At 45.5% G+C, this 25,644-nt stretch carries 18 protein-coding genes, 1 pseudogene and 1 riboswitch; of the genes and pseudogenes, 13 read left to right on the top strand and 6 right to left on the bottom strand.

The annotated features are described in order from the left end of the window. Positions 1-41: 41 nt before the first annotated feature. From thiC to argH, 3 genes are all read right to left on the bottom strand, one after another. Complete coding sequence (gene thiC, locus JMY03_RS11285) at positions 42-2,027, bottom strand: phosphomethylpyrimidine synthase ThiC (protein ID WP_227675617.1); 1,986 nt, start codon at positions 2,025-2,027, stop codon at positions 42-44. A gap of 250 nt (positions 2,028-2,277) precedes the next feature. Then, a riboswitch (TPP riboswitch) is annotated at positions 2,278-2,395 on the bottom strand. A 129-nt stretch (positions 2,396-2,524) separates the two neighbouring features. Continuing rightward, entirely contained in the window at positions 2,525-2,815 is a 291-nt protein-coding gene (locus tag JMY03_RS11280; RefSeq protein ID WP_025646180.1) for an oxidative damage protection protein, read from the bottom strand. Positions 2,816-3,003: 188 nt separating this feature from the next. Beyond that, positions 3,004-4,377, bottom strand: coding sequence for an argininosuccinate lyase (gene argH / locus JMY03_RS11275; protein ID WP_201603995.1), 1,374 nt, complete (start codon positions 4,375-4,377; stop codon positions 3,004-3,006). A gap of 203 nt (positions 4,378-4,580) precedes the next feature. Here argH and JMY03_RS11270 point away from each other — a divergent pair, with 203 nt between their 5' ends. The 6 genes and pseudogenes from JMY03_RS11270 (at position 4,581) to JMY03_RS11245 (ending at position 10,437) form a co-directional block, all read left to right on the top strand. Further along, complete coding sequence (locus tag JMY03_RS11270) at positions 4,581-5,627, top strand: histidine kinase (RefSeq protein ID WP_227675616.1); 1,047 nt, start codon at positions 4,581-4,583, stop codon at positions 5,625-5,627. Positions 5,628-5,942: 315 nt separating this feature from the next. Next, positions 5,943-6,687: pseudogene (locus JMY03_RS11265) on the top strand (LytR/AlgR family response regulator transcription factor). 139 nt (positions 6,688-6,826) lie between these two features. Further along, positions 6,827-7,843 carry a hydroxymethylbilane synthase gene (hemC, locus tag JMY03_RS11260; RefSeq protein WP_201603772.1) on the top strand — a complete coding sequence of 339 codons (1,017 nt, stop codon included), beginning with the start codon at positions 6,827-6,829 and terminating at the stop codon, positions 7,841-7,843. Between the two features lie 172 nt (positions 7,844-8,015). Further along, on the top strand, positions 8,016-8,882 hold the full coding sequence (locus JMY03_RS11255) for a uroporphyrinogen-III synthase (protein ID WP_227675615.1): 867 nt from the start codon (positions 8,016-8,018) through the stop codon (positions 8,880-8,882). A gap of 32 nt (positions 8,883-8,914) precedes the next feature. Beyond that, a complete protein-coding gene (locus JMY03_RS11250; RefSeq protein ID WP_201603768.1) occupies positions 8,915-9,907 on the top strand; it encodes a hypothetical protein in 993 nt (330 codons plus the stop codon). Positions 9,908-9,930: 23 nt separating this feature from the next. Continuing rightward, positions 9,931-10,437 (top strand): acyl-CoA thioesterase, encoded by a 507-nt coding sequence (locus JMY03_RS11245; RefSeq protein WP_025646170.1) that lies wholly within the window; start codon positions 9,931-9,933, stop codon positions 10,435-10,437. Between the two features lie 412 nt (positions 10,438-10,849). Here JMY03_RS11245 and ribBA read toward each other — a convergent pair whose 3' ends face one another. Both ribBA and JMY03_RS11235 read right to left on the bottom strand, forming a co-directional pair. After that, entirely contained in the window at positions 10,850-11,962 is a 1,113-nt protein-coding gene (gene ribBA, locus JMY03_RS11240; protein ID WP_201603766.1) for a bifunctional 3,4-dihydroxy-2-butanone-4-phosphate synthase/GTP cyclohydrolase II, read from the bottom strand. 123 nt (positions 11,963-12,085) lie between these two features. Beyond that, positions 12,086-13,375, bottom strand: coding sequence for a replication-associated recombination protein A (locus tag JMY03_RS11235; RefSeq protein ID WP_201603765.1), 1,290 nt, complete (start codon positions 13,373-13,375; stop codon positions 12,086-12,088). 635 nt (positions 13,376-14,010) lie between these two features. Between JMY03_RS11235 and JMY03_RS11230 the strand changes: the two genes are divergently transcribed. Together JMY03_RS11230 and JMY03_RS11225 are read left to right on the top strand one after the other, a co-directional pair. Next, positions 14,011-14,544, top strand: a complete 534-nt coding sequence (locus tag JMY03_RS11230; protein ID WP_227675614.1) for a type IV secretion protein Rhs — start codon at positions 14,011-14,013, stop codon at positions 14,542-14,544. A gap of 257 nt (positions 14,545-14,801) precedes the next feature. Further along, entirely contained in the window at positions 14,802-15,818 is a 1,017-nt protein-coding gene (locus tag JMY03_RS11225; RefSeq protein ID WP_201603763.1) for a hypothetical protein, read from the top strand. A gap of 118 nt (positions 15,819-15,936) precedes the next feature. Here the strand turns inward: JMY03_RS11225 and gltA are convergent, their stop codons facing one another. Then, on the bottom strand, positions 15,937-17,232 hold the full coding sequence (gltA, locus tag JMY03_RS11220) for a citrate synthase (RefSeq protein ID WP_201603761.1): 1,296 nt from the start codon (positions 17,230-17,232) through the stop codon (positions 15,937-15,939). A 1,012-nt stretch (positions 17,233-18,244) separates the two neighbouring features. Between gltA and sdhC the strand changes: the two genes are divergently transcribed. The 5 genes from sdhC (at position 18,245) to JMY03_RS11195 (ending at position 25,533) form a co-directional block, all read left to right on the top strand. Beyond that, positions 18,245-18,631: a succinate dehydrogenase, cytochrome b556 subunit gene (gene sdhC / locus JMY03_RS11215; protein WP_025646159.1), complete on the top strand. Its 387-nt coding sequence runs from the start codon at positions 18,245-18,247 to the stop codon at positions 18,629-18,631. Then, a complete protein-coding gene (gene sdhD / locus JMY03_RS11210; RefSeq protein WP_037059282.1) occupies positions 18,631-19,038 on the top strand; it encodes a succinate dehydrogenase, hydrophobic membrane anchor protein in 408 nt (135 codons plus the stop codon). Before sdhC ends, sdhD begins: the two co-directional genes overlap by 1 nt. Positions 19,039-19,310: 272 nt before the next feature. Beyond that, positions 19,311-21,161, top strand: coding sequence for a succinate dehydrogenase flavoprotein subunit (gene sdhA, locus JMY03_RS11205; protein ID WP_025646151.1), 1,851 nt, complete (start codon positions 19,311-19,313; stop codon positions 21,159-21,161). Positions 21,162-21,337: 176 nt separating this feature from the next. Further along, the gene (locus JMY03_RS11200) at positions 21,338-22,048 is read left to right on the top strand and encodes a succinate dehydrogenase iron-sulfur subunit (RefSeq protein WP_025646150.1); all 711 of its coding nucleotides are present in this window, start codon (positions 21,338-21,340) and stop codon (positions 22,046-22,048) included. 602 nt (positions 22,049-22,650) lie between these two features. Next, complete coding sequence (locus JMY03_RS11195) at positions 22,651-25,533, top strand: 2-oxoglutarate dehydrogenase E1 component (protein ID WP_201603759.1); 2,883 nt, start codon at positions 22,651-22,653, stop codon at positions 25,531-25,533. Positions 25,534-25,644: the final 111 nt, after the last annotated feature.

The raw sequence follows: 25,644 nt of genomic DNA, 5'->3' as shown, positions 1-25,644 counted from the left end.
TTAGTAGCGCTTTTTTATGGGACAAAAATTAATTTTGATTATCATACCTCTTTATACAGCTGACGGCCTTCACTATGGTATTTTTCAGTCATCTCTTTCATACCTTGCTCAATCTCAGCGGTGCTCATAGCGTCTGCGCCTAGACTTTCTTTAGCATCCAAACCTTTAGCGTACTCGCGGACGTTTTGGGTGATTTTCATTGAGCAAAACTTAGGGCCACACATGGAGCAAAAGTGCGCTGATTTGTGCGCGTCTTTAGGCAGCGTTTCGTCATGATATTCACGGGCGGTATCAGGATCGAGCGCTAGATTGAACTGATCATCCCAGCGAAACTCAAAACGCGCCTTAGATAAGGCATTATCGCGAGCTTGCGCGCCCGGATGACCTTTGGCTAGATCAGCGGCATGCGCGGCGATTTTATAAGTAATAATGCCGTCTTTCACGTCTTTTTTATTCGGTAGGCCTAAATGCTCTTTTGGTGTTACATAGCACAGCATAGCAGTGCCAAACCAGCCAATCATTGCCGCGCCAATAGCACTAGTGATATGATCATAGCCGGGTGCGATATCGGTGGTCAGTGGCCCTAAGGTGTAGAACGGCGCATCATTACAGAGCTCAAGCTGCAAGTCCATATTTTCTTTGATGCGGTTCATCGCCACGTGCCCTGGACCTTCGATCATTACCTGCACATCGTGCTGCCAAGCGATTTTTGTCAGCTCGCCAAGCGTACGCAATTCGCCAAATTGCGCTTCGTCATTGGCGTCTTGTAAGCAGCCAGGACGTAGACCATCGCCTAAGCTAAACGCCACATCATACTGCTTCATAATCTCGCAGATATCCTCAAAATGGGTGTATAAAAAGCTCTCTTTATGATGGGCTAGGCACCACTGCGCCATGATAGAGCCACCACGCGAGACGATACCCGTTAAGCGATTGGCAGTGAGCGGCACATAACGCAGCAGCACGCCTGCGTGAATGGTGAAGTAATCGACGCCTTGTTCGGCTTGCTCGATAAGCGTATCACGGAATATCTCCCATGTAAGGTCTTCAGCGACGCCATCGACTTTCTCTAATGCTTGATAAATAGGCACCGTACCGATGGGTACCGGCGAGTTACGAATCAGCCATTCACGAGTCTCATGGATATGGTTACCTGTCGACAAATCCATGATGGTATCCGCGCCCCAGCGCGTTGCCCATGTCATTTTTGATACTTCTTCATCGATAGACGAACCGAGTGCTGAGTTGCCGATATTGGCGTTAATTTTTACTAAGAAATTGCGCCCGATAATCATCGGCTCAGACTCAGGATGATTGATGTTATTGGGGATGATTGCGCGACCAGCCGCGACCTCGCTACGTACAAACTCAGGGGTAATCACTTTTGGCGTATTAGCGCCGAAGCTCTCGCCGTCGTGCTGACGCATGTCAGTCAGCTCATGCTGCTTTTGCGTCTCGCGAATGGCGATATATTCCATCTCAGGGGTGATAATACCGCGGCGCGCGTAGTACATTTGCGTGACATTGCCGGCTTTGCCCTCACTACTTTTTGCGCGGCGCGGCTTATCGATATGGGCAAAGCGTAGATTGGCTGTGGTGATATCACGCGCACGCGCTTGCCCGTATGAGCTGGATAAACCGCTTAATTGTTCGGTATCACCGCGCTCGGCTATCCAGCCCTCGCGCAGTTTGGGCAAGCCGCGGGTTAGATCGATATCGACATTGGGGTCGGTATAGACGCCTGAGGTGTCATAAACATAAAACGGTGGGTTTTGCTCCCAGTCGGACTCATCAACGCCCTGAATAGGCGTGGAATCCAGCGTGATCTCGCGCATGGGTACTTGGATGTCAGGCCTTGAGCCTTGGATATAGACTTTACGAGAAGCAGGGAGAATGCGGTGCAGGTCACGCGCGTCTTCTTCAAAACGAGTGTCTTGTTGATTACGATGGGCCGGAGTTTTTAGTGCATCCGCCTTTTTGTCAGCGGCGTTTTGTTGGGTCTTTGGAGGTACGGTTGAGGTTGTCATATGCTGTCCTAGCGTGTTGTTTTGAATAAAATCAACACCGCCAGTCGCTGCGGGGATAGCATTCGTTATCTAGGCAAGTTGAGCTTATGAGCAATCGCTAGCGACTAAATCAAAAACCATCTAGCTGCAAATAATTGTCATCGAGCTATGGACGACGCTTGATATCCGCTTTGATTACTTAGCCATGCGTACATTAAGGCTAAAAGTAATCGGGATAAAAAGGCATTTCTGCCCGTCCTTTGTCATAGATAATAAATGCTGAAGACTTCCCTGCGTCGGTACTAACCGCATCAGGTTCGGCGGGTGATCTCTCAGCGAATGTACAAAAGCTCTTTAGCTTATTGTACAACGCACCCCGAGTCTGTCAGTGTTGTCATGTTTTGAGCTAGTAAGCTTAATACTAGCAGTTTTGATAGTAGCAAATTTGGCTCATAATATATAGCCATTTGCATAGTTTGCTTATAATGGATTAGTTTGCTTGCAGTAAAGAGCTAGGTTTATTTCTCAGGTGTCCAGCCCTGCGCGCGCTCATAATCCTCGTTATCTAAGAACTTCTCACGCTGCTCAGTTAAGAACTTCTTTGCTTCTGGGTCCATCATACTTAGATGGTTTTCGTTGATCAGCATGGTTTGCTGCTCAAGCCACTCCTTCCATGCTTTGTCAGAGACAGTGTCTTGTAGCTCTTGGCCTTTTTTGTTAGGAAAAGGCGGATGCGGCATTTTTGGCAAATCTTGCTGGTACTTACGGCAAAATACAGTGTTGGCTTGCGGATTAAAAGTCTCCGTCATGATGTGCTCCTCATTCATTATGTTTATTGGGCTGTAGATGTATCATCCTATGATAACGGTCTTGGCAAATTTAGCAAAGACTATCGGGTGTAGCAACAGTAACTGTCTATAAAAAAGCATGAAAAAACCCACCGTATTGGCAGGTTTTAAATAACAAAGAAAGCAAAAGCTCAAGTCAAAAACAAAGACTAAGCAAAAGCTTTTAGGCGCGCGCGGCCATTGATCACAGCTTGTTTAACTTGATTGGGCGCCGTACCACCGAGATGATCACGAGCGGCCAATGAGCCTTCTAACGTTAGATAATCAAAGACGTCATCGCCAATAGCATCACTAAACTGCTGTAATTGTTCTAGTGTTAAATCGCTCAAATCAACACCTTCATCGATAGCGAGCGCAACAGCGTTGCCAACGACTTCATGGGCATCACGGAACGCCACGCCTCTGCGTACGAGGTAGTCTGCTAAGTCCGTAGCGGTAGCGTAGCCTTTCATCGTTGCTTCACGCATAGCCTCAACATTAGGGGTAATATTAGGTAGCATATCGGCAAAGGCGAGAAGTGAGCCTGTCAACGTATCGACACAGTCAAATAGTGGCTCTTTGTCTTCTTGGTTGTCCTTATTGTACGCCAAAGGCTGGCTTTTCATTAAGCTTAGCAGCGTCGTCAACTGCCCAAACACCCGCGCCGCTTTACCGCGTACCAGCTCTGGCACATCAGGATTTTTCTTTTGCGGCATGATGGAGGAGCCGGTACAGAAGCGATCCGGTATTTTCACAAAGTTAAACTGCGCTGACATCCAAAGGATAATCTCCTCGCTCATGCGCGATAGATGCATCATCAAAATAGAAGCGTTTGAGGTAAACTCAATAGCAAAGTCTCGATCAGAGACGGCATCGAGTGAGTTTTGGCAAATACCCTCAAAGCCTAATAGCTCAGCGGTAATCGTACGATCAATAGGGAAAGTGGTGCCTGCAAGCGCGGCGCTACCAAGAGGCAGCTGATTGATACGGCGGCGCGCATCGACTAGGCGCTCGGTATCGCGGTAGAGCATCTCAAACCAAGCCATCACATGATGACCGAAGCTTACCGGCTGAGCGGTCTGCAAGTGTGTAAAGCCTGGCATAATCGTATCGGTATGCTGCTCAGCTAGATTAAGTAGGCCGCTTTGTAAGCGTACTAGCAGCTCAATGATATTATCGGTCTCTTCACGTAACCACAAGCGAATATCAGTGGCGACTTGATCGTTACGGCTACGCCCCGTATGCAGCTTTTTACCCACTGCACCGATGATATCGGTCAGGCGCGACTCGACATTCATATGCACATCTTCGAGCGCAATTGACCAGTTAAAGTCTCCTGCTTCAATCTCGCGTAAGACTTGCTGAAGACCTTCGATGATGGTGGCAACCTCGCTATCGGTCAAAATATTGCACTGACCTAGCATAGTGGCATGAGCGATAGAGCCCTCGATATCATGACGGGCAAAGCGCTGATCGAAGCCGACAGAGGCGGTAAAAGCGGCGACGAAACTGTCTGTTGCTTCACTAAAGCGTCCGCCCCACATCTGCTGGCCTTGGCTACTAGAAGAAGGGCTTGGCTTAATGGCATTTGTGCTAAAATCAGCAGAAGAGATAGAATTATCTGGCATAGGATTACTAGAGTTTGAAGAATTGGCGTTCATATCGGTATAAGACAACTCATAAGAATAAGAGCTCAAGTATAGCAAAGGATGAGGTCGCCTTGCTAGCTGAGCGCTTAGAGTTTTTCGTGCCGAAAGTTATGGAGATGATGACGCTTTGGCAATGGCTACAGTATATCTTGGCTTGGGCGCTGTTTGTTACTATTGTTGGTCGGCATGAGCTGGCGACAGGGCCGCAGTTTTTAGTGGCTTATCTGGCTAAGTGTATTCAGTATATTTTAGCCATTATACCGACTTTATATTTAGTAGATTATTTGCGTCCAATATTCAAAAGGATCAATCCTATTAGAGTCAGTCTCTATATAGTGCTGATGTTCATGCTGGCGTCTACTTTAGCTATGCTATTGGTCATTTTAGTGTTGATTAATGTCGGCTGGCTGGCGTACGAGCGTCAGGCGCTAGGGCTAGAGCTGCTATTTAATATGATGTTTACCGGCGGTTTTACTTTAGTATTTTTGCTTTATTTTATGCGTCGTCATCGTGAGCTGATAGCGCTGAAGCAATCCTTTGAATACAAGCTTAGCGCCCAAAACGACTTAATAAAGGCGCGTCTATCTCCGCATTTCTTCTTTAATACGATTAACAGTTTGCTATCGCTTATAGAGTCTAACCCGCCTTATGCAGCTAGGCTACTTGAGCATGTCTCAGCGCTGTTTCGAGCCAGTTTCAATGGCGTACGCGAGATTAGTTTTGAGGAAGAGGTGGCGCTTTGTAAGCACTACGTGACGATTGAGTCTTATCGCTTGGCAGATAAATTAGTTGTTAATTGGCAGCTGCCCGATGACGAAGTGATGGGCGATATGGTCATCACTGCGCTTACCTTACAAAGCATTATCGAAAAAATACTTATCAATGTGGTAGAGATGACCACGGAGACGATATATATAGATATAGCTGTCGTCTGGCAAGATCACCGCGTTATTATCACTGTCAGCGTACAGCTTCCGAGTAAAACCTTGATGATCGTACATGATCTACGTCAGCATGTTAATTTTCGGATGCAAGCTGAACGCTTACAACTCTATTTTGGTCCCAGCTCAAGCATTGAAAGTACGGTCACTAACACCCAGATTGTGACGATTATCGATTATCCTTTGCAAGATGCAGGCTTGTAATGTAGGACTGCCTATTTCCGTGTATTTGCTGCATGACTGGCTGTTAATACTCAAAAAAGCATAAGTAATACCTGCAATATGGTATGTTTATTGCTCTGTATTGACTGTGTTAGATCTATTACAGAATGAAGTACATACCCAAGAAAAATAGTCATCTCCCTAAATTGTCAGTGTCCTAAATGATAACCACGGTAAAAACGAAAGCTATAACATAAGAAGTATAAAATAGTCGCTATAGATATAAAAAGTGGCTGGCGATAGTCAAGATGACGATTTTGAACCAACCGACTGAGTAAAGAGTAGAAGAGGTGTTTTATGCGGATAGTAGTTTGTGACGATGAGCCACTCGCACGCGAGCGTTTGGTCAGGATTGTCAAACAATCAGGCCATGAAGTTGTGGCGCAAGTAGGCACTGGAGCTGAAGCGGTTGACGCTGTAAAACTCCATCAGCCTGAGCTCATACTGCTCGATATACGTATGCCTGAGATGGATGGCGTACGCTGCGCGCAAATACTTGGCGAGCTTGAACATCCGCCAGCGATTATCTTTGTCACCGCTTACGATCATTATGCTATTGCCGCTTTTAAGGCCAATGCTATTGGCTACTTGTTAAAGCCTGCCAATAAAGATGAGCTGATTGACGCTTTGAGTAAGGCCAGCAATTTAAATGCCGCGCAGCTCGATGGCATTCGTAAGCTTGAAGATCCAATGTCGCGTCCGCCACGTGAGCACATCGCAGCTCGTACCCACCGCGGGGTTGAGCTAATTAACATCAGCGATATCTACTATTTTACGGCAGATCAAAAATACGTCAAAGTCCGTCACACTGATGGGATAGTGCTGATTGACGAGACGTTAAAAGAGCTAGAAGAAGAGTTCGACGATCGCTTATTTCGTGTCCACCGTAATGCCATTATTAATTTAGATTTTTTGGACTTCTTAGAAACAATAGAAGGCGGTCGTTATCAAGTGCGCTTTAAAGGAACAGATGAGACGCTAGCCGTGAGCCGTGAGCCGTCGCCATCTGCCCGCGTTACGCGAAAAAATCCAAAGTATGTAGATATTAAGGGTGTTAAACACGCCTTAATTAACCGACCATATCATAAGACCTCTATTTATGCTTAAATAGGGGTATTTTTTTGCGCTAAAATCATTTTATTCTGATATATCTCTTTATATTTATCATTCCGAGGCTATCTATGAGCAATACTCAGTCATCTCCTTTGTCTACTTTGAACATCGCAACTCGTCAAAGCCCTTTAGCCTTATGGCAAGCTGAGCATATTCGCGATCGATTATCGGCCTTATATCCTGATTTGACCATCAACCTGCTCAAAATTGTCACTAAGGGTGACAAAATTTTGGACACTCCTTTAGCAAAAATCGGCGGTAAGGGCTTATTTGTCAAAGAGCTTGAGCAGGCGCTTTATGAAAAACAGGCAGATATCGCTGTGCATTCGCTCAAAGACGTGCCGATGCAGCTCCCTGAAGGTCTAACGCTAGGGGTATATTGCAAGCGCGCCTCGCCAACCGATGCTTTTGTGTCTAATACTTATAATAATATCGATGAGCTACCACAAGGCGCTGTGGTCGGCACAGCAAGTCTACGTCGCCAATGCCAGATCAAAGCCTATCGCCCAGACTTACAGATTAAGACTTTGCGCGGCAACGTAGGAACGAGACTCGGTAAGCTCGACGCTGGAGAGTATGATGCGATTATCCTTGCCACTAGTGGCTTGCAGCGTATTGAGCTGGACGAGCGTATCCGTAGCGAGCTGGATATCGATACATGCCTACCGGCAGTGGGCCAAGGCGCTTTGGCTATCGAATGCCGTGAGGACGATCAAGAGGTAATGGCACTACTAGCTCCGCTCAATGATGATATGGCGCGTATTCGCCTAATCGCTGAGCGCGCGCTGAACCGTCACTTGCAAGGCGGGTGTCAGGTGCCCATTGCCGCCTACGCGATATTGCAAATGGCAGATGCTGCCGATATCAGTAGTAATCTTAATGATGATAATGGCGACACCTTATGGCTGCGCGGACGCGTTGGTGAAGAAGATGGCAGTAGACTGTTAAAAGCGGAAAAGCGCATAACGCTGAGCGGCACACAAGCACAAAAAGAGCAGCAAGCCAATCAGCTAGGTATTGATGTTGCTGAGCAACTACTAGCAAAAGGTGCTAGCGCTATTTTGGATGCTATTTATAACCCTTAAGCATATAATTTAAGTCGCAATGAGCAATGAGCAATTAGCAATAATTAGTATAGGCCCTGCCAGCTGCGCATCATAATACTCGTGCTTTAATAATGATGCCGCTATTGTATTGGCGATTGACCATAGCGGCATTTGTCTGTGTCATTTAATGTCTCATTCAAGGTTTAACTCGGTGCCCACCTCAATGTCTCGTAACCTCTCACCAGTAGTGATTAATACCCGTCCCATAGAACGCGCCGCTCCTTTGACCAAGCACTTGCAAGATGTCGGCTTTGCAGTAGTCGAGATGCCCATGCTGAGGTTGCAGACGCGCGCGGTCGTCGATGCCGATATCGACATCATGCGGCGCTGGCTTGCCGGTGATTATCAAGCGTTAGTGGTGGTCAGTCCTACCGCCGCGCAGTCCGGTTTGGCCGTCTGGCAAGCGCTGATTGATGAGCAGCAAGTGCAGCCAATCGAGCCAATAACAGCGAAGCGCGCTCACTATGAGCCGCCAAGCGCTATCATTGCTGTTGGTGACGCCACCGCTGAGGTTTTACAAGCGGCGACTCAGCCAGTACTACAGCCGTTAGTAGCGAATAATGAAGGCATGCTAGCGATGCCAGAGATTGAACGGTTGCAAGCAGGTGATAAATTACTGGTTTGGCGCGGGCTTGGCGGGCGTAGGCTTTTGGTCGATACGTTGCAGGCGCGCGGGGTTGAGATCGAGAGCATCGCATGGTATGAGCGCATGATGCCAAACTCGGCGGCGAGTGATTATGCAACATGGTTAGCAAGCTATCTTAATCAACAAGACCAAGCTAGCACATCGCAACCTAAGCCTATTGTGATTATCAGCAGTGGCACCGCGTTTGAGCATTGGGTCAGTGTCGTGCAGCAAGCACAAACAAGACATACGGGCGCTCTTAGGTTAGACGACTTTCGTTATGTGGTGCTAGGCGTACGCTTAGCGGACATGGTGGCCGCGCAGCAGCTTATGTATATTCAGGTCGAGGATTTATCTCCTGAAACAATTTCGATGGCAATCAATACGCCCTAATAGTTATCTTCTTTTAAATAATGGTGCTTGTTATGTCAACTGAGCCTAAACCGTCATCTGAGTCGCCTTTAGTCATTCAGCAGCGCCGGCAAGCGAATATATTATTACTGCGCTTGCAGTGGTTGTTTATTGTACTTTTAGCACTAGCGCTGGTTTGGCTTTACGTCAGTCAGCAGCGCTTTGAGAGCCAAATTAAAGAGCGCCTGAATAATAATGAGCAAGTAGTCACTCGTCTCAATGAGATGGATGATCGTCTGTTTGCCATTAGCCAGCAGACCGCGCCAGCTCCTAAAGCGCCGCTCACCAGTCAAGCGCAGAATCAGTTAGACTTATTGCGTATTCAGATGCAAGCGGCAGATAGTTTGCTTGTAGATAACAACTATAGCGCGGCGATTGACTTATTAACTGGGTTACAGTGGCAACTGTCACAAGCAAACAATGAGATCGCCCCGGCGCTCAATATCGTCATTAAGCAAAGCCTCAGTGATGACATCGAGCGTCTGCAAGCGCGGAGTGCTCAGCCTAGCCCGTGGCAATTACAGAGCTTAGCTATTCAAGATATCCAAACCTTTTTGCATCGCTATGAAAAGTCTGTTGATAGTCGCTCAGTCACCAAAAGTAATGAGCAGTCCAGTCACACTTTACCGTCTAAAAACACCAGTCTTAGCCGCCGCCAGTTGATCATTCACGAAGCGCTGATGACGCTTAACTTAGCCATACAAGCGAGCAATATGCGTGAGCCTGATCAGTTGACACGCTACTTGAGCCAAACGCGCGCTCAGCTACAGCCCTTAGTCGTCCCAACGCAGGCTAAAGACCACAGCGTCTCAAAAGGTGAGTCATCAACAGAGCAGAAAACGGCTAATCTCAGTGCTGCTAATGCTAACAGTGACAAATCAGCGGTAAAAACGCCGAGCAATATTAGCGAAGTCATTACTTGGTTGGATGAGTTAATAGCCAGTCCTCCTGAGTCTATGCCACTACTGACCACCCAAGTGCTAAATCAGCCTAAAAATAATCAATAACACAGAATTATGGATACTCTACTATGAGCCCTACTAGTCCTGAGCATACCAAAGTCAAACAGCAGAACCAGACGCATAGCAATGGGGAAGATGAGACGCCCGCTGCTTTACAGCACTATCCTGTCATTTACTCTCAGGTGGTGCAATGGGGTGAGATGGATGCCTTAAACCATCTCAATAACGTCGTTTATTATCGTTATGCTGAGTCGGCGCGCATTCATTATTTGCAAGCCTTAGATCTGTTCGAGAGCGGCGCTATGTTGCTGGCGCATTCAAGTTGCCAATATCTGCGGCCAGTCACTTATCCTGACACGCTACTTATAGGTCTACGTTGTCAGCGTTTGGGTACTACCAGCATGATTATAGAATATAGCTATTATAGCCAGCAGCAGCAAGAGGTAGTAGCAGAGGCAGAAGCGGTCATCGTACGTTTAGATAATAATAGCGAGCACAAACTGCCTTGGACAGCTAAAGAGCGCTCGCGCCTGCTCGCTTTAGAAGCGCAATTTGATCATACCCCAGAGCATTAAAGCGCTTCTATCATTCTATCGACAAAAAAAGGCACGCTAACAGTAGCTAGCGTGCCTTTTTATTTTTAATTAGGGCGTGTTGAACATTCACAAATGCGCACTGCTGATAGCTACTAGTTAATCAAAGCTGTGTTCTAGTCGTCGTTAAAATTGCAGATAATGCTTATTGCATTGGCTAGCTGATTTTATTTAAACAGTCGCAACGACTAGGGCGATTTTAGCATCAGCCCTAACTACAACAACAGGGACAGGACTATTTTTTGCCGCTTTATTGATAAAAATAGACGCTTAGAACAACTAAACTTACCATTTTTATCTGCAAATCGCCTAAAAAATAGTCTCTGTCAGTGCCAAGGTCGAATGTTCAACACGCCCTACAGTTTTGAATAAAATAATTTACTTATACAGCACTTTATTCTTTATTGGGAGCGCTGACAAAATCGACCACATTAAGATCAAAACCTGATAGCGCATAAAACTTCATGGGCGAAGATAGCAGACGCATATCACGTACGCCTAGATGGCGCAAGATTTGCGCGCCAACACCGATGCTACGATAGGGCTGCTGAGTGATCGTTGACAAGGACTCATTGCCTGCCGCTTTATCTAACGCATCGCCAAGATCGACAGGCTGATGACTGCCAATCCAAACCATGACTCCGCGCTCTGAAGCACTGATTTCCTCTAGTGCCGACTGTACGCTCCAGCCACTGCGACCCGTCGTATCGTTTTTGGCGGCAAATAAATCTCGCAGCGGATGAAAGCCGTGTACCCGTACAGTACTGACGCCAGCACTGACATCACCTTTGACTAAGGCTAAATGCGTCTCATCAGCGCCAAATTCGCGAAAGCGGTGCAAGGTAAAGCTGCCATGCTCCGTCTCAAATGGACGCGACTCTATCTCTTCTATCGTTTGCTCATTGGCGATACGGTAGTTAATAAGATCAGCAATCGTACCCATCTTAATATCATGCTCTTTGGCAAATACTTCTAAATCATCACGGCGAGCCATCGTCCCATCCACATTAATAATCTCAACGATCACTGCAGCAGGTTCAAGCCCTGCTAGGCGTGCTAAGTCGCAGCCTGCTTCGGTATGCCCGGCGCGGTGGAGCACGCCGCCGTTTTGTGCCATGATGGGGAAGATGTGCCCAGGCTGGACAATATCTTCTGGTTTCGCTGCCGAAGACACCGCTGCTTGAATGGTACGCGCCCGGTCAGCCGCCGAAATACCTGTAGTCACTCCTTCAGCCGCTTCGATAGAGACGGTAAAGTTGGTACTGAACTTAGCCTCATTGCGATCTGACATCAGTGGTAGTGCCAATTGCTGGCAGCGCGCTTGTGATAAGGTAAGACAGACTAAGCCGCGAGCATGGGTGATCATAAAGTTAATATCTTCAGGGCGCACATGGGTGGCAGCCATAATGATATCGCCTTCATTTTCGCGGTCTTCGTCATCCATCAAGATGACCATCTTACCGGCGCGAATATCTTCAATTATCTCAGGAATAGTATTTAAACTCATAGGACTCTCTATATTTTTATTGGTTTGGGTGTCAAAAGATCGATGCGTCATTGTAACAGTGGAATTGTAACAGTAGATACGCTTACGTGCTGTACTACAGGTAATTATTCTCTTAAGCGCGTGTCAGTCGTTACTAGCAGCTTGGCTCTTTAGCCAATCCATAAACGTCTTACTGTGCTGCTCGCGCTGATTGTCAGCATACTCATAAAAGCGGGTGCCAATGAGGTTGTCAGGCAAGTAACTTTGCGCGTAGTAATGGTTGGGGTAGTTATGCGGATAAGTATAGCCGGCGCCGTAGCCCTCATTACGCATCAGTTTAGTCACGCCATTACGCAGATGCAGCGGTACAGGGGAGGCGTCCTTTTCCGCTAAGCGCATCGCCGCATTAATCGCTTTATAAGTGCTGTTACTCTTAGCGCTAGTGGCCAAATAGACCACCACTTGTCCTAAGATAATCCGCGCCTCAGGCATACCGATAGACTGCACACTACGCAAGGCTGCATCTGCGAGCAGCAGCGCATTTGGATTGGCATTACCGATATCTTCGCTCGCCAATATGACCAGCCGCCGCGCGATAAAATCAGCAGGCTCACCGCCGACTAGCATTCTAGCCATCCAATAAAGCGCCGCGTCTGGATCCGAGCCGCGTACCGACTTGATCAGCGCTGAGATGATATCGTAATGCTGCTCACCATCTTTATCGTATCGCACCAATGCTGTCTGTGCCACGCGCCCGACAATCTCATCATCGATGATAATCGGGGTATGCTTAGGATCAGCAGTCTGCACCGCCAACTCTAGTAAATTTAGCGCCTTTCTAGCGTCGCCGTGTGCCAGCTCACTAATAAAGCCTTGTGCTTGTAGCTCAATGTTTAAAGTTTTTAGCACCGTATCTTGAGTGAGTGCCCGTTGCAAGACAGCAGCGATTTGTTCATTATCCAGCGGTTCTAAGCGGTAGACTTGGCAGCGAGACAGCAAAGCATTATTGACACTAAAAGACGGGTTTTCAGTAGTTGCGCCAATTAAAGTAATATCACCTGCTTCCACTGCGCCAAGCAAAGCATCTTGCTGGGCTTTATTAAACCGATGAATCTCATCGATAAAAACCACCGGCGACTCAAAGCTGAGCGAGTCATTGTTATCGAGCACTTCGCGCAGTTGCTTAACGCCAGTGTTCAAAGCTGATAAAGCATGAAACGGTCGGCCTACCGCTTTTGCTAATAGCATCGCGATAGTAGTTTTACCAATGCCTGCTTCCCCGTGCAAGATAATAGAGGACAGATGGTTTTGTTCGACCAAACGCCGCAGCGGCGCGTCAGCGGCTAACAGATGTTCTTGGCCGATGATATCATCTAAAGCCGTAGGGCGCATACGCTGTGCTAAAGGCGTATCAGCATGAAAAGCAGAGGGCATAAAATTCCTAAGGCGTATTAAAAGTAATGCGCTATTAGGGCGTGTTGAACATTCACAAATGCGCACTGCTGATAGCTACTAGTTAATCAAAGCTGTGTTCTAGTCGTCGTTAAAATTGCAGATAATGCTTATTGCATTGGTTAGCTGATTTTATTTAAACAGTCGCAACGACTAGGGCGATTTTAGCATCAGCCCTCGCGACAACAACAGGGACAGGACTATTTTTTGCCGCTTTATTGATAAAAATAGACGCTTAGAACGACTAAACTTAAAATTTCTATCTGCAAATCGCCTAAAAAATAGTCTCTGTCAGTGCCATGGTCGAATGTTTAACACGCCCTAAATAAAAAAGCACAATCTTAAAAAGGACTGTCCCCTTTGATATTAGGGCATATTCGCTATTCACAAGTGGATTGGTTTTAATATTTCTGTTTTAATAATTAAACGATGGTGATTTAGAGCCATTTTAATTTGAAACAGTGATCGCAAACTAGTATGACTGTCACTTGCTGCTGATGAGCAACGGCGCAAAACTCATTACTGTGGCGCGTTTGATTTTATAATCTTAGATTAATTAGCACTTAGAAAGTACAAGCAAACAAAGCTTCCAAAACTACCTTAAGGCGGTCTCAATAATGTCTCGCTATTCTCCCAAATCGTTATCGCGACTGTTGTCTAAACTAATAAGTCGGGATCGTTTTAATCAACAATCACGGCCTTTGACTGAAGGCGAGTGTGAGCTGGCACGCTCGGTTTTTGGCGACAGTCTGCACTTACAAGATGTGCGCTTAAAAACCGCTTGGTGGGTGCTAAAAAACTATGCAGTGAGTCCCAATGGTCATATTTATTTTCATCCTGATAATTGGCTTGATGACTTTAGCAAGGCTGCACTTGGCAAACAAAGTTGGCTGATTCATGAGCTCACTCACGTTTGGCAATGGCAACAAGGCCTAAAGGTTGTACGCGGAGCGCTGGTCAATCGGCGTTATGCTTATGAGCTAAAAGCGGGCAAATCCTTCTTTAGATATGGCATTGAGCAGCAAGCGCGCATGGTACAAGACTATTTTATTCGTCGTAAGCTTGGGAAGGATTGCAACGACTTAGAGGAGTGCATACCTTTTTTGACCGCGGCGACTGAGCAAATAAAGCCTAGCAAAGGTATTAATTAACATTAGCACTAATTGACAAGGATACTCATTAGCATTTTAACATTGGTATTTATTCAAAAAGATACTGACGATAGCTCGTTCACTATTTAATCTTCAGATTGTCAGCGATAGTCGCTATGATGAAAGCGACGCACTTTTCAATAAAACACTTTTTAATAAAGAATAAACACGCCCTAGGAGCAAGTGAGTCAAAGGTAGCCATTTATACTTTAATCTAGCTTTTATAGCGGCGCTCTTAACAAAGGATATGTTCTCTGATGCCTAACTTTCTGCTTGTTCGACCCAAAACCGATGCTGGCACTGACACTGATGCTGACGACCAGCAAATGCGCCATAAACGACCTACTAAAGCTGCCGGCCGCCAATCGCCTCAAGTATTAGCGTCTATGGTGCTAGCAGCATCGCTATTAGTGGGATGTCAGCCACAATCAGAAGTCGATGACAGTACGGCTAACGCAGAGGAGCAAGCGGCTACTGAAGAGATGAAGCCTGTACCTCAAAGTGATTCAGCGGCTGCCCATATCAAGCAGATGCAGCCAGTATATGTGGCGCAAATGCAGAGCTTACAGCGCCGGTTACAGGCAGAGTATGAGTCTTTGCAAGCGGCTGATATGACGACCAGTGAAGATGATCTGTTACTAAATAACGTGACTAATGATGACAATGAAGCGGCGGTGGATACCGCTGCTGGATCCAGTTCAGCCACAGCAAATAATAGCACTACTGATGCTGAGCTTTCAGCGAATGAATCTGACGCCTTAACCGAGACCGTTGCCAATACTGACACTGATGTCGATACTGATATTAATATTGATACTGAGCTGGAACCAAATAGCAGCACTGATGCAGGTGAGCGCGATCTGAGCGTATTAAGACGCATTAGCGCTGAGCCGCGAAAAACGACAATCTTGACCGAAAAACAAATCATCGACAGCTATCAGCAAACCATCGATGCGCTTTATCAGCCGATATCACAGCCACTGAGTAGCGCCGAGGTCAATACCTTAATCAATATCGCCGCCTTGATACCACAGCTGTTTGAACATACAGAGCTTGCCGACAGGCTCAATGCCAAAAGTCCGGCATTAGCGCGTCTCATCGTCCAGCACCAAATTTGGGAGCAAATAGAAGCTCGGCAAGCCCGCTACATGCAAGAGATGAAAATCGCTCAGCAGCAAGAGTTTGAAGAGTTGATGACCAAGTTTAATGAAACTATTAAAGACTATGATGAGCAAATTGCGAAATACGAGCAGACCTTAGAAGAGTTTCAGTAACTGCTTATAAAAACTAAGCATAAAATATCACCCATAAAAAATCCCGCTCATCGGCGGGATTTTTTATGGTTTGCTATATTAGTACAGAAGGTTAGTAAGACAACTAAATCGTTGATTCTTATTTGCGGTCTTCAACCTTAACAAGATCACGATGCGTCTCACCGGTATAGAGCTGACGCGGACGACCGATTTTGAACGGTGCGCTATGCATCTCAATCCAGTGGCTGATCCAGCCTGAGGTACGCGCTAACGAGAAGATAACCGTAAACATAGACGTTGGAATACCAATAGCTTTTAGAATAATACCAGAGTAGAAGTCAACGTTTGGATAGAGGTTACGCTCGATGAAGAACGGATCTTCTAAAGCGATTTTTTCTAATTCCATAGCCAGCTCAAGCTTAGGATCGTCGATACCTAGAGCTTCTAATACTTCATCACAAGCTTTTTTCAGTACTTGCGCGCGTGGATCGAAGTTTTTGTAGACACGGTGACCAAAGCCCATCAGTTTTACTTCACGGCTTTTCACTTTTTCCATAAATGCTGGTACGTTTTCCACTGTGCCAATTTCATCTAGCATCTCAAGGACAGCTTCGTTCGCGCCGCCATGTGATGGACCCCATAGAGCGGCGATACCTGCAGCGATACAAGCATAAGGGTTTGCACCAGTAGAGCCGGCTAGACGTACAGTAGACGTCGAAGCGTTTTGCTCATGATCGGCATGCAAAGTAAAGATTTTGTCCATCGCATCAACGAGGATAGGATTGACTTTATAATCAACATCAGCAGGAGTAGCAAACATCATATATAAGAAGTTTTCTGCGTAGCTAAAGTCGTTACGCGGATACATGAACGGCTCGCCTTGTGAGTATTTATAGCTCATAGCCGCAAGAGTTGGCATTTTAGCGATTAAGCGGATGGCCGTGATTTCGCGATGATCTTCGTCGCTGATGTCGAGCTTGTCATGATAAAACGCGGATAACGCTCCAACAACACCGACCATAATCGCCATAGGATGTGCGTCACGGCGGAAGCCTTCAAAGAATTTACGTAGCTGATCATGGACGCCAGTATGCTTACGAATTTTCTCAAAGAAATCCTTTTTTTGTTCTGCGTTTGGTAGATCGCCATGAATCAGCGCATAAGCCACTTCTAGGTATTCAGCATGGTTTGCTAACTGATCGATAGGGTAGCCGCGGTATAACAGCTCGCCTTTACCACCATCGATAAAAGTAATTTTTGACTCAACAGGGGCAGTCACTTTAAAGCCAGGATCATAAGACCAAAAGCCTGAATCTTGTAGGGCAGCGATATCGATAACTGGACGACCTAAAGTACCCTGAATAATAGGAAGTTGGTATTCCTTACCTTCTGCGGTTAGTTTGGCTTCATTATTTGACTTAATGTTGTCAGCCATAATTTCCTCTCCATTGTTTTAGCGTATGAATGTAAAAGCGACGCTTGCTAGTGCGTCATACGGTGTAGTCGTAACGGTTTGACTCGTTACTGGTTAAGTCATTACTGAGGAGCGGTACTTTGTATGCCGCTCACTTCATATGTAAGCTATATTAGCAGTAATTCAGGAAGAGGTGAAAATACTTTTCTCTCCAAACACTAGATTCGTAGGCTTTAAAGGCAGCTAAAAGGGTGATAAGTTGTATCAAAATATGTCTGATGTGTAATTTAGCGTTAATTTCATCCGTTTTAACACTTTTATAAGGCATATGTTACTGAAACAAACTGATGAAGAGCACTATATATCTTAAGCACATATTGATGATGAGGGTACTGGTAAATAATTACAAAGTAGCAAGACTATGCTGATAGCCTACTTTATATAAGAAGATATACAGCTGTGATATACCTTTATAAATATTGTAGACAGATTAAGAGAGAAATCTAGAAAAGTTGAACCAACACTCACTGAAGCTTAAGTTTTTGTAAAAACAACGACAAAAGTGACTATTTTGGGGATAAATTTGTAATTAGTGGCCAGTCATTTTATAATTGCGGTAATTTAACTGACATACGCTTTGTTAATTTAACGCAAACCTATCAGAAGCTGACAGCTAACAAGGTCGTTTTCTAATATCTTGTTACGATTGATAGGGTGTTTTGGCGATTAAAAAGCGTTTAAGACTTGAATGTTATTGTTATTTATTCTATTTTTAGAATGATGATCATGTAGTTATTCTTAATAAAGATAGCCGATGGCGTTATCTTTTTTTTGTGTTTATGGTGGTTGACAGACACTAGCTAGAATAATGCAATCATCGCTTAGTAAGTATGTCATATCACCATGATGGCGTAACGTGCATTTAGCAAAGTCAGCTAGCTCTTCCTTATTTTATTCATCTCGTATGTTACTCAGTGTGTTTGGTAGACGATTGCTAAACCATAAGTAGAACTCGAGTATAACCGCTAAAAGGATGCCCGCTGTGAAAAGCAACCGACCTATTGATCTGCCCTTAAGCCAAGTGATTAGCGTTAACCGCTCACCGATTGCGATTGCGTCAATCTTGCATCGTATTTCTGGCATTATCCTATTTTTACTCATTCCTGTTATGTTGTGGCTACTGCAAACCTCTTTGGCATCGCCTGAGAGTTTTTTGACCGTATTCGATAACGTTTTTCTTCGTTTCTTAGCATGGATATTTGTTGCTGCTACGGCCTATCATTTTGTAATGGGTGTGAAGCATTTATTTGCTGATAATGGCCAAAATGAAGAGTTGAAATCAGCACGTACGGCATCTTTTGTCAGTTTCGTGATTGCAGCGATATTGATTGTCGCGTCATTTGTATGGGTGATGTTCTAATGATAAAGAATAATTCAGGAGTAAAAAGCGCTACAGGCCTTACTGGTTCAGGAACGCGTGATTGGATGGTGCAGCGCATTAGTGCTATTGTTCTAGCGGTGTACAGTATCGTATTACTGGGCTTCTTTTTGACCCATGGAGACGTGACCTTTCTAGAATGGTCGAGCTTTATGTACAGCTTACCTATGCGTCTATTTAGCTTAGTTGCTATTTTGGCATTAGCTGGCCACGCGTGGGTAGGTATGTGGACTGTGTTTACTGACTATATCACTTCAGGAAAGATGGGCGAAAGTGCTACTAAACTCAGAATGGTACTACAGACTTTTATGATTCTTGCCATTTTAGTTTATTTGTTCTGGGGCATCATGATCTTTTGGGGCAATGGCTTTGGCGTTATCGCCGTATAATTTTTAGCATTACGCTTGATAAGTGATGCGTTCGCTTGATTATAACCATTAGCGCTTAAGCTATTTTTGACAGTAGCGCCTAGCATTTTAATTCTTACAGGCCAGTCGCTATATCAATAAATACCGATGACAACGGTCATAACGCGCCAAGCTCTTATCTTTTATAAGTGTATAGCACAGATTTAGATAGTAGATAGCCCTTGTAGTTACTTCGCTGGCATCTTGTATAAATAACACAGGCGCGAGCACAAACAGGCATTAGGAAAATCACAATGGCAACAAGACAAGACAATACTATTAGTAACATCAAAACCCTTAATTACGATGCAGTCATCGTCGGCGGTGGTGGCTCAGGTATGCGTGCCTCGCTACAACTGGCTGAGTCGGGTATGAATGTTGCGGTAATCACGAAAGTATTCCCAACACGCTCACATACTGTAGCCGCTCAAGGTGGTATTGGTGCAAGTTTGGGGAACATGAGCAATGACAACTGGCATTTCCACTTTTACGATACCGTCAAAGGTTCAGACTGGTTAGGCGATCAAGACGCTATCGAATATATGTGCCGTGAAGCGCCAAAAGTGGTTTACGAGCTTGAGCACATGGGTATGCCCTTTGACCGTAACGAAGATGGCACGATTTATCAGCGCCCGTTTGGTGGTCATACCTCAAACTACGGCGAAAAAGCGGTGCAACGTGCTTGCGCGGCAGCTGATAGAACCGGTCACGCGTTGTTGCATACTTTATATCAAAAGAACCTTGAACAAGGTACGCAGTTCTTTATCGAGTGGATTGCTCTTGATTTGATCAAAGACGAAGACGGTAATATCAACGGTGTTATCGCTCTTGAGCAAGAGACGGGCACGGTTGCAGTATTCCAGTCGCCAGTGACTGTACTGGCAACGGGCGGTGCGGGTCGTATTTTTGCTGCTTCTACTAACGCTTATATCAATACTGGCGACGGTATCGGCATGGCGGTTCGCGCTGGCGTTCCTCTACAAGACATGGAGTTCTGGCAGTTTCACCCAACGGGTGTGGCCGGAGCCGGTGTACTATTGACCGAAGGCTGCCGCGGTGAAGGCGCTATCTTACGTAACAAAGATGGCGAAGCCTTTATGGAGCGTTACGCGCCAACGGTCAAAGACTTAGCGCCACGTGATCTTGTATCGCGCTCTATGGACCAAGAAATCAAAGAAGGCCGCGGCTGTGGACCAAATGCTGACTATATCGTTATGGATATGACCCATTTGGGCGTTGATACGATTATGAAGCGTTTGCCATCGGTATTTGAGATTGGTAAAAACTTTGCTAACGTCGATATCACCAAAGAGCCTATTCCGGTGATTCCGACGATTCACTACATGATGGGCGGTATTCCAACCACGATTCATGGCCAGGTCATCACCCCGAATTTAGAAGCTGGTACCGACGACGAAGGTCTGTATAGCGAAGGCACGATTGTCAAAGGTCTATATGCTATTGGCGAGTGCGCTTGCGTTAGTGTCCACGGCGCTAACCGTTTAGGTACTAACTCACTGCTTGATTTAGTCGTCTTTGGCCGTGCAGCAGGCAAGCATATCGTTGATGGATTCCATCATAACGATCATAACTACAAGCCGCTAGATACTCATGTGCTAGACTTTACGGTTGGCCGTTTGAATAAGCTACAGCAGTCAACCGAAGGCTACAATGCACAAGACGTTGCTGATGAGATTCGCGCAATTATGCAAAAGCATGCTAGCGTCTTCCGTACGCAAGCGCTTATGGATGAAGGCGTAGAGAAGCTATTGGCGCTAGAAGAAAAGATCGATCATATTCATTTAGCAGATAAGTCGCAAGTATTTAACACCGCGCGTATCGAAGCTTTTGAAGTGATTAACTTATACGAAGTAGCCAAAGCGACGATGATCTCAGCAGCTAGCCGTCATGAGAGCCGCGGCGCGCACAGTGTTGCCGACTATGACCGTCCTGAAGACGATGATTATGCGCCAAATGGTCGTAACGATCACGACTGGATGAAGCATACCATCTGGTACTCTGATGATAACCGTATCATTTATAAGCCTGTACGTAAGACGCCATTGACGGTCGATTATATTGAACCAAAAGTTCGTGTTTATTAGTCAATCGCTATTTGGATCGTTTGGTACTAGCGCATACTAGTGCGCTAGTACCAATAAAGTATTAAGATATTTAATTTTAGGCAGTTTACTGCCAGCTACAAGTTACTCAGCAGCGCCTACGCTAAGAGAATAAAATCCTTGTATGCCAGCCCTTACTAAGTGTGGAGTTTAGCAATATGAGCCGAGGTACTCGCACCATCGAAATTTATCGCTACGATCCTGATGTGGACGCAGCGCCGCGCATGCAAACCTATACGATTGAGCTACTAGAGTCAGATCGTATGTTGCTTGATTTATTATTACGCCTAAAGAAAGAAGATGAGACCATCACTTTCCGCCGCTCGTGCCGTGAAGGTATTTGTGGTTCGGACGGTATGAACATCAATGGTAAAAATGGCCTAGCCTGTCTTATTAACATGAACACGCTACCTGAGAAGATTACCATCAGACCGCTACCTGGACTGCCAGTCGTTCGTGACCTAGTCGTAGATATGAACCAGTTCTATGAGCAGTACGAAAAAGTACATCCTTATTTGATTAATGATCAGCCAGCACCGCCGACAGAGCGCTTACAGTCTCCTGAGCAGCGCGAGCAGTTGAATGGTCTTTATGAGTGTATTCTATGTGCTTGCTGTTCGACCAGCTGCCCTTCATTTTGGTGGAACCCAGATAAATTCTTGGGCCCATCAGCATTATTACACGCCTATCGCTTCGTAGCGGATAGTCGTGATACGGATGCGCAAGCTCGCCTAGCGCGTTTAGATGATCCGTTCAGCTTGTTCCGCTGCCGCGGTATTATGAACTGCGTTTCAGTCTGTCCAAAAGGCTTAAACCCAACCAAAGCTATCGGTCATCTGCGTAATTTGCTTATCGATCAAGCAGGCTAATCTAGTAGGTCAATAAGCGACATACTATTTATCAGACACAAAAAAAACACCGTCCTAAGGCGGTGTTTTTCTTTTGTTAATATTTTGTGCTAAGTACAGCGATAATGACAAACTAGCCATAAAAACTTACGAGCGAAAATGTTATCATAGGCCATAATAGCTTAATTAACGAAATTTTCGCTTTCTATGTTGGTTTTTTATGCTCATTAGTAGTGGCTCAATGTATTTAACATTGGCTATGATAGTGAATATTCATTACTTAAATACCTAGTATTGAACAAACAAACTATGGTTAGCTTGTGGGCCGTGCTACCCTAGGGAGCATCATTTAGTGAGAGTGACGAGAGTAAAAGGATACAATATTTGTAGCCGATAGACTCTTTAAACCATAAACGCTAATGAGCGCTTCAAAGTTAAAACTAAGCGATAGACATAGTTATGGCTAGAGCTAGTATATATAAATTATTATTATCAAACGACTAAGATAATAAGACTGAGCGTTCACAAATAATTGATTTAGCCCAAGACGTTCTAAAAGTTACTAATAATTATAAGTACAACCCGCAACTTCCATTCATTTATCTATGAAATAGACGATTATTATGAATAGTACAACTCAAAGAAAAGCCGATGCAGGATACACAGAACTTGCCGCTGATAATGCTCATTATATCGAAGCGCTTTATGAGCAGTTCTTAACCGACCCTAACAGTGTCGATGAGAATTGGCAGCAGTACTTCAAACAATATCAATCGCCAAATGATGCTAAGCATAACGCCATTCAAGATCAGTTCTTGTTACTGGCACGCAATCAAACGGCAAACAAAGCTGGTGCCTCAGCTGCTAATAGTGATAGCACTGCTAATTGTGCTGACCCTAAGCAAATGGGCGTACAGCAGCTCATCTCCGCTTACCGTCGCCGCGGTCATCGCCGTGCCCAGCTTGATCCCTTAGATTTGCATCCACGTGACAAAGTCGAAGACTTAACACTGGCCTACCACAACTTATCAGAAGCTGATTTAGATACCGTCTTTCCGACCAATGATTTAAAAATTGGTAAGCCTGAAGCGTCGCTACGTGAGATCATTGAGATCATGGAGCGCGTCTATTGCCGTTATATCGGTATCGAGTATATGCATGTGACCACTAGCGTTGAGAAGCGCTGGATGGAGCAGTATATGGAAAGCAATCTTGGTCATATAGAATTCGATAAAGAAAAGCGCTTATCTATTCTTGAGCGCTTAACGGCTGCTGAAGGATTAGAAAAATACTTAGCACGTAAATATACTGGGGTAAAACGCTTCGGTCTAGAAGGCGGTGAGAGCTTTATTCCTGCGGTAAACGAGATCATTCAGCGCGCTGGTGGCTACGGCACCAAAGAGATGGTCATCGGTATGGCGCACCGTGGACGCCTAAACTTACTCGTCAATATCCTAGGTAAGAATCCAGCGGACCTATTCGATGAGTTTGACGGTAAAGTGCAGCCAGAAAAAGGCTCAGGTGACGTCAAGTACCATAATGGTTATTCTTCAAACGTGATGACACCTGGCGGAGAGGCACATTTGGCCTTGGCCTTTAACCCATCACATCTTGAGATTGTGGGACCTGTATTACAAGGTTCAGTACGCGCCCGTCAAGTTCGCCGTAATGACCAGCCAAAAGATCATGGTAAAGACGGTAATTCGGTATTACCGATTGTCGTTCATGGTGATGCTGCTTTTGCAGCGCAGGGTGTTGTACAAGAAACTTTCCAGATGTCACAGACCCGCGCTTATACTACTGGCGGTACAGTACATATCGTTATTAACAACCAAGTTGGTTTTACCACTAGCCGTCAAGAAGATGCGCGCTCGACAGAGTACTGTACAGATATTGCTAAGATGGTACATGCGCCTATCTTACATGTGAATGGTGATGATCCTGAGTCGGTAGTGTTTGCCGCGCAATTGGCACTAGATTATCGCCATGAGTTCGGCAAAGACATCGTTATTGACCTCTTCTGCTATCGTCGTAATGGTCATAACGAAGCGGATGAGCCTTCAGCAACGCAGCCACTGATGTATTCAGTGATTAAAAAACTGCCAACGACGCGCACTATTTATACCAATAAGCTTATCGATGCAGGCGTTATTAGCAAAGATGAAGCCGCTAAATACGAAGACGAATACCGCGAATCACTAGATCGCGGCGAGTATGTCGCGAACTCTTTAGTGAGTGAGCCTGATGAAGCACTGTTTGTCGATTGGACCCCTTATTTAGGTCATGAGTTAGAAGATGACTGGGATACTGGCGTCGATATCGACATCCTAAAAGGCTATGGTAAGCAGATGGCAGTGATGCCTGAAGGTTATAAGCTACAGCGTCAAGTACAAAAGGTGGTTGAGCAGCGTTTAGCGATGCAAACCGGTGAAGAGCCACTAAACTGGGGCGCGGCTGAAACACTCGCTTACGCCAGCTTAGTTGACCATGACAAAACCTTAGTACGTATCACTGGCGAAGATGTTGGCCGGGGTACTTTCTCGCATCGTCATAGCGAGATCTACAATATGAACGATGGCAGTATGTACGTGCCATTAGCGCATATGAGTAAAGATCAAGCGCGCTTTGCAATTTATAACTCGCTTTTATCAGAAGAGGCAGTGCTTGCTTTTGAATATGGTTATGCTACGACTGTGCCAAATGCATTAATCGTTTGGGAAGCTCAGTTTGGTGACTTTGTCAATGGCGCACAAATGGTCATCGACCAGTTTATCGCTAGTGGTGAGACTAAGTGGCAGCGCGTGTGCGGCTTGACCATGTTATTACCGCATGGCTATGAAGGTCAGGGTCCTGAGCACTCTTCAGCTCGTCTTGAGCGCTTCTTGCAGCTGTGTGCTGAAGATAACATGCAAGTGATTACTCCAACGACACCAGCGCAGATATTCCATGCCCTGCGTCGTCAAGCAGTACGTCCGATTCGTAAGCCTTTGATCGTAATGTCGCCGAAGAGCTTATTACGTCATAAGCTTGCTACCTCAGAGCTAGAAGAGTTATCGACTGGTCATAAGTTCGAGACGGTGATCTCTGAGATTGATGAGCAGGATAACGATAAAATTACCCGTTTAGTGCTTTGTGGGGGTAAGGTCTATTATGACTTACTCGAGCAGCGCCGTGAATTGGGCTTAGACCATGTGGCTATCGTACGTATTGAGCAGCTATACCCGCTACCAGAAGAGCGTTTGATCGCTGAATTTGATAAATACAGCAATTTAAAAGAGATCGTTTGGACGCAAGAGGAGCCTTTAAACCAAGGGGCTTGGTATTATCTAGCGCCGCATATGTTCCGTATTGTGGTTCCGCACCCAACCAAAGCGAAAGTGATGGAGCCTGTTGCGCGTCCAGCAAGTGCCGCACCAGCTACTGGATCGCCAAAATTGCATGCCAGTCAGCAGCAAGACTTAATTGCCGGCGGCTTAGGTGTAGAAGTCTCACAATTGACAAAGTAGTTTTTGACAGTATTAGCTTTAAGAAAGATCAAACAAACAGGTGGTAGCAGTCAGAGTGTTATTCATTTCACCACAGTATTGGAACAAAGTACTAAATTAAAGTGAATCAAA

The sequence above is a fragment of the Psychrobacter submarinus genome (assembly GCF_904846685.1).
Classification (GTDB): Bacteria; Pseudomonadota; Gammaproteobacteria; order Pseudomonadales; family Moraxellaceae; genus Psychrobacter; species Psychrobacter submarinus.
Note: the sequence above shows the minus strand (reverse complement) of the source record. Positions and strands in the feature narration are given on the sequence as shown.